Source organism: Waterburya sp. (assembly GCF_058530065.1).
In genome coordinates, this window is record NZ_JBZNBU010000076.1 from 1 (window position 1) to 12,098 (window position 12,098).

7 protein-coding genes are annotated in these 12,098 nt (G+C 40.1%); 6 read left to right on the forward strand and 1 reads right to left on the reverse strand.

All coding sequences use genetic code 11. The annotated features are described in order from the left end of the window. Window positions 1-1,396, forward strand: a 1,396-nt coding sequence (locus AC33VI_RS05080) for a polysaccharide biosynthesis/export family protein (protein WP_491781180.1), incomplete at its 5' end; no start/stop codon positions are given. Window positions 1,397-1,517: 121 nt separating this feature from the next. Further along, on the forward strand, window positions 1,518-3,875 hold the full coding sequence (locus AC33VI_RS05085; protein WP_491781181.1) for a GumC family protein: 2,358 nt from the start codon (window positions 1,518-1,520) through the stop codon (window positions 3,873-3,875). Window positions 3,876-3,924: 49 nt separating this feature from the next. Here the strand turns inward: AC33VI_RS05085 and AC33VI_RS05090 are convergent, their stop codons facing one another. Continuing rightward, complete coding sequence (locus AC33VI_RS05090; RefSeq protein ID WP_491781182.1) at window positions 3,925-5,730, reverse strand: ABC transporter ATP-binding protein; 1,806 nt, start codon at window positions 5,728-5,730, stop codon at window positions 3,925-3,927. A 121-nt stretch (window positions 5,731-5,851) separates the two neighbouring features. Here AC33VI_RS05090 and AC33VI_RS05095 point away from each other — a divergent pair, with 121 nt between their 5' ends. From AC33VI_RS05095 to AC33VI_RS05110, 4 genes are all read left to right on the forward strand, one after another. After that, the gene (locus AC33VI_RS05095) at window positions 5,852-7,513 is read left to right on the forward strand and encodes a transglutaminase domain-containing protein (protein ID WP_491781186.1); all 1,662 of its coding nucleotides are present in this window, start codon (window positions 5,852-5,854) and stop codon (window positions 7,511-7,513) included. A 299-nt stretch (window positions 7,514-7,812) separates the two neighbouring features. Then, complete coding sequence (locus AC33VI_RS05100) at window positions 7,813-9,426, forward strand: TolC family protein (protein ID WP_491781183.1); 1,614 nt, start codon at window positions 7,813-7,815, stop codon at window positions 9,424-9,426. Window positions 9,427-9,449: 23 nt separating this feature from the next. Beyond that, window positions 9,450-10,727, forward strand: a complete 1,278-nt coding sequence (locus tag AC33VI_RS05105; RefSeq protein WP_491781184.1) for an O-antigen ligase family protein — start codon at window positions 9,450-9,452, stop codon at window positions 10,725-10,727. A 111-nt stretch (window positions 10,728-10,838) separates the two neighbouring features. Continuing rightward, window positions 10,839-12,047 (forward strand): VWA domain-containing protein, encoded by a 1,209-nt coding sequence (locus tag AC33VI_RS05110; RefSeq protein WP_491781185.1) that lies wholly within the window; start codon window positions 10,839-10,841, stop codon window positions 12,045-12,047. Window positions 12,048-12,098 lie beyond the last annotated feature (51 nt).

Sequence of the window (12,098 nt, forward strand, 5' to 3'; positions counted from 1 at the left end):
ACAAGCTCCTATTAATTACAGAGATTTACCTCCTTTGGAAAACGATAGTTTTCCCGATGCTAACTCTCCCCTACCAGGAGAAAATATTGAGTTTGCGACAGAAGAAAGTGACTACACTCTTGGTGCTGGGGACAGAATTAATCTCAACATTTTTCAAGTAGAAGAATATAGCGGTGAATATCCCGTATTAGTTGACGGCACTATCAGTTTACCTTTAGTTGGTAGAGTAGATGTCAGGGGTTTAAGTCTTAAAGAAACATCCGACAAAGTTTCCGAAAAATATTCTACTTATCTCAAGCGACCTATTATTACCGTTGGTTTAATTGCTCCTCGCCCTCTAAAAATCGGCGTTTCTGGAGAAGTGGATAACCCTGGTTCTTATGAAGTAGCTCTAGAAGCTGATAATCCTCAATTTCCTAGCGTTACTGACATCATTCAACAAGCTGGTGGTATCACTACCATTGCCGACGTGCGCAATGTTAGAATACGTCGCCAACTCCAAGGAAGAGAAGTAGTTTATAACGCCAATCTTTGGGATTTATTAACCAAAGGTCAAATCAGAAATGATATTTCTCTCCGCGATGGCGATGATATCTTTGTTCCTACTTCCGACGAAATTAATACCACAGAATTAAACCGTTTGGCTCAAGCTAGTTTTGGTTTACAATCTGACAAGCCCATCCAAGTAGCAGTAGTTGGCGAAGTATACCGTCCTGGTTCTCACTTTATTCAGCCCGAACTATTAAGTCGAGATAATGGTAATGGTGCTAACGAAGGCAGACAAGAATCTATTCCTCCGCGACTATCTCAAGCTTTGGGTGCGGCAAATGGTATCAAACCCCTAGCAGATGTTAGAGAAGTACAAGTAAAACGCACATCTTGGGATGGTACGGAAAAACTAATCAATGTCGATCTTTGGGAATTGATTACTGCTGGAGATACCAGTCAGGATCTAATCTTGCAAGATGGAGATAGAGTTGTCATCGCCAAAGCAGATAGAATAAATGACGCAGATAGTCAGACTATTGCTGCTGGTACTATTTCTCCCGCCGAAATTTCCGTTAACGTAGTTGGGGAAGTGGTCAACCCTGGTCCTGTAAACGTACCTCCCAACACTCCTTTGAACCAAGCAATTTTAGCTGCTGGTGGATTCGATACCAGACGTGCTAACAAAGGTGAAGTGGAATTAGTTAGCTTGAAACCCAACGGTACTGTGGAAAAACGCAAAATAAAAGTTGATTTGGGAGCGGAAGTTAACGACGAAACCAACCCAGTACTCAACCGTAACGATGTAGTTGTGGTTGGTCGTTCTGGCACTACAGCTGCTTTTGATGGTGTAGGCACGGTTACTAGTCCTCTTGGTGGCTTGTTTGGTTTGTTCAACGCAATTTTCTAGACTCTAGATATGTTAGAAATCCATTGCTGTTACTTTTTGGGTAGTGGCAATGGGTTACCATGCCAATAATAAATAAGATTAAATTTTTTTAATAATCCGTGTTGTGAGGATTGATGACATAATGCCCGATAGAAGTTCAGATCTTTCTGCTTATCCTCCTGTAGCGAATGGAAATGGCAACAGAATTGATGAAAATAATAATTATATCTATTCTCCTCCCGTTGTCGATCGCACCACAGGTAATGAAGTAGATGGGGATGGTATAGATCTGCGTCAACTGGCAAGCATCATTAAACATCGTCTGCGTTTGATAGGAGCGGTAGCTTTTGGTGTCACTACAGCAGCAGCATTTATCACCTATAATCAAGAACCTTTATATCAAGGTAAGTTTCAACTGTTAGTCGAACCTGTAGCAGAAGAACAAGAAGACCCCTTATCCTTATTACAACAAGATTTTGGCGGGCTAGATTATGATACTCAAATTGAAGTATTGGAAAGTCCTACAGTTTTAAATCCCATTATTGGAGTTCTTCAACGCAACTATCCCGAACTCGAATATAAAGAATTAATCCGACCTAAGAAACCACCCCTGAGGATCGAACAAGTAGATCAAACCAAAATTATCGAAGTATCCTATGTAGACGAAGATCCGCAAAAAATTCAGTTTGTTTTAGATAATTTATCCGAGGCATATTTACGCTATTCCTTGGAAGAAAGAAGAGTTGAAGTTAAGCAGGGACTAGATTTTGTTGAAAGTCAACTACCAGAAGTCAGAAATAGAGTTGACGAATTGCAAGGAAAAGTACAAACTTTCCGCCAAAAATATAATTTACTCAATCCCGAGAGTCAGGCAGAAATTTTAGCCAATAGACTAGTAGACTTCGAGCAAAAAGCTTTTGAAACCAAAGCTGAATTAAAAGAAACTCGTTCTCTATATGCTTTATTGCAACGGCAACTTGGCTTACAGCCCGAACAAGCACTAACTGCTAGCTATTTGAGCGAATCGCCCCGTTATCAAAATCTTTTAAACGAGCTACAGCAAGTTGAAGTAGAATTAGCTCAAGAATCGGCTCGCTTTTCTGATGCTACCCCCATAGTTCAAGCTTTAAAAGATAAGAAGAGTCGCTTAGTAGAATTGCTCGAACAAGAAGCTAACGGCATATTGGGGCAAAACTTGCCTGACTCTTTAGAATATACTCCCAATCTGACTTCTCCTAGTTCCTTGCGTTTGCAATTAAACCAACAATATATTGAAGCAGCTAATAAGATCGAAATCTTAGAAATTAGAGAGCAAGCATTGGCTGAAGCGATGAATCAATTGGGAGACTTGAGCAAGCAAATGCCCGTAATTGCCCGTCAATATACCGATCTGAGAAGAGAATTAACCGTTGCTACCGAAAGCTTAACTCGCTTTCTAACCGCTCAAGAAGAATTACAGTTAAAGGGAGCGCAACAAGCATTACCTTGGCAAACCATTGCTCCACCCCTGGTTACCGAAAATCCGATTTCTCCGAACCCTCCGCGCAACTTGGCTTTAGGTTTAGTTTCTGGAGTTTTACTCGGTTTGGGTGCGGCTTTGTTCGCAGAGCGTCTCGATCCTGTATTCCATTCGTCTGAAGAATTAAAAGAAAGTGTCAATCTACCCATACTAGGTCTGATTCCCATCAAAAAAGATCTCAAGCCTCTAGACGAGTTAGAAACTACGCCGAAAAAAGAAAAATTAAGTTTGCCACAGTTGCAAGTCGGTAATACCAAAATAGATTTTAGTAATTCTGCCCAATCCCAAGAAAAATCGACTGTCAACAGCAAACAAAAATGGTATGGAGCTTCTCCTTTCCTCGAAGCCTTTCGCTCTCTCAACACGAATATCAAGCTATTGGGTTCGGATTCTGCCATTCGCTCCTTTGTCATTAGTTCTTCGATTCCTAGTGAAGGAAAATCTACAATCTCTTGTCACTTAGCCCAAGCTGCGGCAGCGATGGGACAAAAAGTGTTGTTGATTGATGCAGATTTACGTCGTCCTCAAGTACATCGCTGGATTGGAGTAGAAAATGATGAGGGGTTGAGCAATGTTTTAGCTACGGGTTTGGATGTGGAGGAAGCTATTATTAAAGTTCCTCAGTGGGAAAATTTATCTGTAATCACTGCAGGAGATGTGCCTCCCGATCCGATTCGGTTGCTTGCCTCACAAAAAATGCAGGTCTTAATGGAACGTTTAAAGAGTAGCAGAAAATACGATCTAATTATTTACGATACTCCTCCTATTTTGGGTTTTGCAGATGGTAGAATTCTTTCTACTCGTACCAATGGAGTAGTTTTGGTAGTCAGAATTGGTAAAACCGATCGCACTCTACTCAAACAAAACATTGACAACATCAGATTATCTAACGTACCCGTTTTGGGAATAGTAGCCAATCAGGTAAATCGCAGTAGCAATTCTTACCACTATTACACCCATTACTATGCAGAACGCAAGTAAGTAATAAGTAATAAGTAATAAGTAATAAGTAGCTACGCTATTTACCCTCTTAAATCTTGTAGCTGGATGCTTGCAAGCGGAACATCTCAGCATATAAACCATTTTGTGCCATCAACTGAGAATGAGAGCCAATTTCAACAATTTTGCTATTTCCCAAAACTACAATGCGATCGGCTAACTGTACTGTAGAGAAACGATGACTGACAAAAAAGGTCATTTTTCCAGCGGTGAGGGCGCGAAATTTCTCAAATAGTTCGTATTCGGCGATCGCATCTAAGGCAGCAGTAGGCTCATCCAAAATTAAAATGGGCGCATCGGTCATAAAAGCCCGTGCCATGCCAATTTTTTGCCATTGTCCTCCTGAAAGATCGACACCTCCTTTAAACATTTTGCCCAAGCGAGTATCGTAACCATTGTGGAGATTGTCTACTATCCGATCTGCCCCCGAATCCATAGCTGCTTTTTCGATCCGCAGTTGGTTGTCTCTTTCTAGGAGATTGCCAAAGCCGATATTGTCTTTGGCACTCAGTTGATAGCGGGCAAAGTCTTGGTTTAAAACGCCAATATTAGTATGTAATTCTGATAATTCGATCTCTTGTAAAGGAATATTGTCAATGGTAATTATTCCCGAATCTACATCGTAGAGTCTGGTAATTAATTTTAAGAGAGTAGTTTTTCCCGCACCATTTAAGCCGACTAAAGCAATACTTTCCCCTGGATAAACATCGAAACTAATATTGTGGAGAATTGGTTTATCTGCTTCTGGATAGGTAAAGGTAACATTTTTAATCGACAGTCCTTGTTGAATGGGATGGGGAAAGCCTTGAGGACGAGAAATATTAACAACTTGGGGCTTGAGAGCGAGAAATTCAAAATATTGGGCAACATATAGGTTTGATTCGTAGACTTTGGCAATATTTTCTAAAATTGCGGGCAATAGTTGCTGTGCTTGGCTGAATGCTCCCGTATACATCGTAAAGTCACCTACTGAAATTTCTCCCGCGATCGCTTTAACTAAAGTCCAGCCATAGGCAAAATAAAAACCGCCACTAACCAACACTCCCGATAAACCGCGCATCCTGGCATATTCTGAAGCGATCGCGGCTGATTTACCGTTAAAATCTCGCCGAATCCCGCCCCATTTAGCCAATAAATGCCCTCCTAGATTAAATAACCTTACTTCCTTGGCAAAGTTGGGATTGGTTAAAACCCGTTGAATATAATCGGACAACCGCCCGCTCTCGGTTTCCATGCGGGTCATCCAAAATCGCCTGCCAGAATAGACAATGCTCGTCCAAAAAGCAGGTAAAGCCGTGAAAATTAATAAGGGAATTATGGCTGCATTAAATTGCAATAATAAACCCAATAAACTGATTAGAGTAATACCCTGTCCGAATAAAGTCGTAAACATTTTAAGCACCCTGACGGGATGGGTACTACCGCTATTTTGAGCGCGAGTTAAAGTATCGTAGAATTCTGCCGATTCAAAGTGAGCCAAATCCAGTTGAGTAGACTTTTTTAGCAAGACATAATTGGCATGAAAGACCAAGCGATCGTTAAATATTTGCCCCACATAAAGGTTGGTTTGATTTAACACCGCCTGCAGCATACTGATGCCAAATCGCATTGCCACTAAAACAATTAAAGGTCGCCAAATAAAATTAGTATTACCCCAATTAGCAATTACCAGATCGACGACTGCCTTATTAACCAACAGCATTAAAGCTGGTATCAAAGATTGCAACCCCGTTACGGCTAAAGATAGACATAAAAATAATGGTGTCGCCTCCCAAACTAATTTCAACAGTAGAGGAGTGTTAACTAAGATATCTTGGAGTTTTTTTTTAGAAGTCAAATTAATTCAAGTAATAGGTAATTAAGTAATCAATCAACAGACAAAGATTGTTCGCGCTCTACAATCCAAGCAGCCAAAGCAATATAAAATTTAAAGGTTATCAAGTTATGTGACCGAATATATGATTCCCGCTCGTCCCTCTATTGTCAACGCCAAAACTATTAGACCGATTGCAGCCAGTTCTATTTACGGTATCGTATTCCACGAAGGCTTTATTTGGGCGATCGATTCCCACAATGGCTATCTGCTCAAAATAGATCCAGCTACTAACAATACTACAATTTTAAACAAATATTTCTGGTCGGATTTTATTGGCGCGACGGGTTTAGCTATTACCGAAGATATCCTGTGGTTTACTAATCGAGAATTCGTTTATTGTTGTTCTTTAAAGACGGGAGACTTTGAACCACAGTTATTTTTGCGCTTGCGAGACGATTTAGATGGGATTGCAGTTTTAGATTCGACTATTTATCTTACCTGTCAAAAAGAAGGAAAAGTTCTGATCTACAATCGCCAGACAAGAGAAAAGATAACTCATTTTTATGCTCCTGGTATTGGGCTAGAAAATATTACCATCAAAGACGAAGAAATTTGGTTGAGCGATACTTTAGAACAAACTGTCTATTGTTTGGATCGAGCTACAGGAGAAACAATTTTTAGTGTCTTGACTCCCTTTCCTTCGCCGACTGGTTTAACTTTTGCTGCTGGTAGTGACGGTCAAGAAATTTTATATGTGGCATATGCAGATCGAGAAGTTTATATCCGCGACAATCCCAACGCCGAGCCAAACTACGAGCTGCAATATCGCGATCGCACGTTTATCCATCCCCTATATTTCCATTACTATCCAGAGCGAAAATATGCCCTCTCCAATGGCTATCTGGTGGAAATGTCCTATACAGAAGAAATTTCTCCTTTAGATCGGATTGAGATTGAAGATTTTACTTGGCGAATTGCCTTACCCGCCGAGACAGACAGGCAAAAGATTGTCGAAGTTCAAAGCGTAGGATTGCCCTTTGAAGAAGAGATTCAAGACGGACAGAGAATTGCAGTTTTTAAGTTTGATCGTTTTAATTCCCAACAACGTTACATTTTTGGTTGGAAAGCAGTTTTAGAAGTCTGGAGCATTAAATATCAAATCAACCCCTCAGATTGCGAAGACGTACCCCAACTAGAAGATGAATATCGAGCCAAATATCTCCAAGATAATGATAACTTGGCAATGGATACCGATATAATTCGTCAAGCTGCTGAAAGTGCGATCGGCTCGGAAAGCAATCTTTTACGACAGGTATACAGTATTCGTAACTATGTTTATGACAAACTCTCCTATGGAATCAAACCCCATATTGACACGCCCGATCTGGTTCTCAAACGTGGTGTCGGCTCTTGTGGCGAATATCTTGGTTTGCTTCTAGCCTTGTGTCGCCTCAATGGTATCGCCTGTCGCACGGTTGGCAGATATAAATGTCCCGACGATCCTCTCAAACGCCAGATCCCTCTACAGCCCGATTTTAACCATGTCTGGATGGAGTTTTATCTCCCTGGCTATGGTTGGTTGCCAATGGAATCTAATCCTGACGATTTATTTGAAGGAGGACCATATCCCACCAGATTTTTTATGGGACTATCTTGGTATCATGCAGAAATGGCAAAAGGTACTAGCTTTGAAATAATTACTAGTAAAGGAGAGAAAATAGATAAAGAAACCGTTTCTATTGGAGAATTAGCTCTAAATCACGTCAATTTTGTTATTTTAGAAGAATTAAAACCACAACCTTAAACATTACAGCTAGAAAAGTTGAGCAACTCGACGATACAGCACCGAAGTTAATTGGTTTTCTAGCTCCTGGTATGGAATCCTAAATCAGATTAAAACTAATAGCTCGATCGCCAAATCTTAACGATTGCCCCATAATCTAACTAAGGCGATCGATTGTGACTTTGCTCGATCGAGTTGGTTGACAAAATTAGTGTCATAGCCACAATAACAAATATAGAATCAGATTAACTTTTCTGAGTGACAATTAGCAGTCACCATTTTGACAAGAGCAGAAAAATCTAAAATATAAGGAGTGAGGAGTGGGCAAAAAACATCAATTTATTAAAACGATCGGTTTGACTACTAGTATTTTTCTCGGTAGTACACCCATAGTTATTGCCAATGAAGTTCCCGATTTTAGCTCTATAGGCTTAACGTCAGACTTATTAGCGCAATCATCTAACAATACTCAAAATAGTACCCAAGATATTATCAAACCAGCCCAAAAGCCGATTGATAGTACAGAAACTTTAAATCCTAGTGCCAATCCTCTATCATTTCCGACTCAAGCTGAAGAAGTGGAATTAGACTTGGAAAAACCGATTACGCTACAACAGGCGATCGAATTATCCCTGAAAAACAATAAAGACGTGCAGGCAGCTAGGATTGAGGTAGAACAATCAGTCGCAGCTTTAAGAGAAGCTAGAGCAGCACTTTTTCCCACAATCGACTTTGGTAGTGGTTTGAGCTATGGCAATAGTGCTTTTTTAGATAGTCAAATCGAACAAAGTCTGGAATCGCGAGCGGAAGATTTGCAAGAAGACAATCCTGGTCTTACTGACGAACAAGCCTTAGATGCAGCAGAGTCGAGCTTTACTAATACTAGCTCGGCTAACTTTAATTTCAATAACGATTTATCCTTAACTTATAATATTTATCAAGGTGGTGCTAGAGGTGCCACCATCAGAGCTTCTCAAAAGCAACTGCGGTCTACAGAACTAAATTTGGAAACCATTGTCGAACAGATTAGATTGGATACTGCCACAGATTATTACAATCTACAAAATAGCGACGCTCAGGTTGAAATTGAAAGAGCATCGGTAGAAGATGCCCAGCAAACTCTTAGAGATGCACAATTGCTAGAAAGAGCAGGTTTGGGAACGAGATTTGATGTCTTACGAGCAGAAGTCGAATTAGCCCAAGCACAACAAAGGTTAAACACTGCTATGGCAAATCAAAATATAGCTCGCCGACAGCTAGCAGAAACATTGAGTGTTTCTCACGATACAGATTTATCCACCGCCGATAAAATTGAAGAAGCAGGAACATGGGAACTTTCCTTGTCTGAAAGCATCGTCCGAGCTTTTAAAAACCGTGCTGAATTAGAGCAACTACTATTACAAAGAGAAATTGGAGAGGAACAACGTACGATCGCTTTATCTCAGGTAAGACCGACAGTTAGTGCTAGTGCTAACTATTCCTTAGATAATGACTTTGAAAACGATACTGTAGATTTTAATGATAGCTACAGCGTAAGTTTAAATTTGCAATGGCGGTTATTTGATGGTGGGGCAGCGCGAGCTTCTGCCAGACAATCGGAAAAAGATATTGAAATTGCCGAAACTCAATTTGCCAACCAACGCAATCAAATTCGCTTTGCTGTCGAGCAAGCATTTTTTGGTTTAGAAGCAAATAAGGAAAATATTGGTACTGCTACCAAAGAAGTAGAATTAGCCGAAGAAAGTTTGCGCTTGGCTCGTTTGCGTTTCCAAGCAGGAGTGGGGACTCAAACAGATGTAATTGAAGCTCAAACCCAGCTAACTACGGCTCGCGGTAATTTACTTTCTTCAATTATTGATTACAATCAATCCTATGCAAATCTGCAAAGACAAGTTTCTAATATTCCTGATAATGGTTTGCAAGATTTACCTTAGCATTGAACATCGAGCATTAAACATTGAGCGTTGAAACAGTCGATCTGAAGCATAGAGATCAACAAAATAAACATTGGACTTGGTGGTGTTTTTGTTGGAGTGTGGCAATATGGCCTCTGTTTCCAGCAATGGGAGCAGTGGGACTGTTTGTTTTGAGTTGCAAAATTTGGCAGTCTAACTATCGGGAAATAATCGCTAGTCCTCTCAATCGAAGTCTGGGAATATTAACTGCCTTACTAATTATTAGTTCTATTGTGGCGGAATATCCTCAAGAAGCTTGGTTGGGTATGGCTAATTTTGTCCCTTTTTTCTGGATGTTTGTTGCTTTGAGAGAATTAGTTAAACAACCAATCCAATTGAAGCAATTATCGTGGAGCTTGATTTTTCCTTCCTGGCTGATAGTGATGTTGGGTTTTGGTCAACTATATTTACTTTGGGATACTCCCACCATCCTAGAGTCTATTTTAGGTTGGGAATTAGTACCCCAAGGAATCCCTGCTGGCAGAATGTCTTCGGTGTTTATCTACACCAACTTTTTAGCGATTTATTTAGCGATCGCTTTTACTTTAACTTTTGGTATGTGGTTGGATACGTGGCAGCAAAAATTTCAACCTAAAAAGATTTGGAGTTTGTTACTATTGACGGCGATTTTATTAGCAGATCTTAGCGGTTTAATTCTAACTAGCTCTCGTAATGCTTGGGGACTAGCTGTAATTGCTTTTATGGCATATGCCCTATACATGGGCTGGCAATGGCTTGTTTGGGGCATTTTAGGCGGTGCTATGTCGATTTTGTGGGCAGCTTTTGCTCCGAATCTCGGCGGAACACAATTGAGAACGATTGTTCCTGCTTTTTTTTGGGAAAGACTTGCCGATACTAGTTATGTTCGTCCCATAGAAACCCTCAGAATTACTCAATGGCAATTTTGCTGGGACTTAATTAGAGAAAGACCTTGGTTTGGTTGGGGCTTGCGTAACTTCACTCCCCTTTACGAAGCTAAAATGAATTATTGGTTTGGACATCCCCATAATTTATTTTTAATGCTGGGTGCAGAAACGGGAATCATCGCCACTATTTTATTAATAGTTATAGTAGGCGCGATCGCTTTTCGTTCGGTCAAATTATTAATTGATTGGCAGGGAAATAATTCGGACAAGTTAATTTACTTTAGTTTTTTAATTACCTTTTTATCTTGCACCCTATTCAATTTGCTAGATGTTACTATTTTCGATTTGCGCGTCAATACTTTGGCTTGGATTATCTTGGCTGCGATCGCACAGAATGAGTTTTTTAAGAATTAAGCATGAAATATTGAGATTTTTAAAGATTTCTTGAAATGTCCGTAGATTCCTCGTGGTCGTTTTTTTGACTTCAAAAATACGATATAAATAATTACATGAGTAATTTACCTAATGTATTTTGGTAGAGAAAACGTTTTGACGGGAGAAAATGCCGAGGAAACCTCGGCTTATTCCACTCCCGTGTTGACAAATAATTGCAAGGCTATCGCTCCAGGAAAACCAGTTAAACCTTGGCAACAGTGGGGTTTGAACTTGGCTTCTCGCATCTATGGTGGGCGAGATGTAGTGATGGCGATCGATCTCACTGAAAGTGTTGGTTTGAATGCCGAGGGGCGTTTGCGTCTGACTCAAATTATTGAGGATAGTTTGCAGTCAGGGGATACGGTATATGTATTGCCTTTTGCATCCAAGGTTAATCCTTTGCAGCCCGATATCGATCCTTTATCCCCGCAACAGGGTATTAAGTTTCGGGGGAAAACGGAAGATGTAGAAGCTATTTTAAATGTCCTACCCTTTGAATCGAATATTAGCCTCAGCAATACCGATATTCAAAATGCTGAGTTATTTACCTACAAAGGTTTGGCGCAACTCAATCAATGTCGTCTGGCGGAAAATAACCCACTAAAACCCCAGTCTATTGTTTGGCTGACGGATGCACCACTTTTAACCGATCCTGGTATTGATTCGGTGACTTGGATTGAAACCCCAGCTAATAGTCCTTTTCGACGTAGTGATTCTCAATTAAGTAAGGATAGAGAGAATTGGCTGCAAGCTTTACCGATTGAAAAGCGATCGCAAACTATTACTACCGATAACAATCGCACCTACGAGCTTTCCATAGTAGATATTGCTCCTACAGTACAGGAATTCTGTACCCCCGCACCAGGAGGGAAAGAAACCTGTTTGGTAACGCCCTACGTCCTAAAATTGCTACTATTTCCCACTATATTCACAATTATCCTATTAGGTATCGGTGGTATTTCGGCTAGATATGCAATAAGTCTTAATAAAAAGTGGAAAATCAAAGTTACATTTGAATCGGACGAAGATAAAGAACCCCAAACTTGCTATCTCAAACACCAACAAAAAATTGCGATCGGCGATAATAGTTTAAATGCCATAACCTGCCCTGACGAAGAATTAAGAGGGAGACTAATTAGGCGGGGCAATAAATTATATTTAAAACCAACAAGAAATGAGCCTATTTTTTATCGCGATCGCGAAGTAGACAAAGAGATAGAAATAACTCGCGATCGCTTTACGATTAATTGCCCCGTTAACGGTCAAGATTTTGAAATCAGTGTGAAAGTTTTTCGCTAGTATTTTTTCAAAGTAACTAAATTAAACCCATGAAATTTGAATCCAATCAAT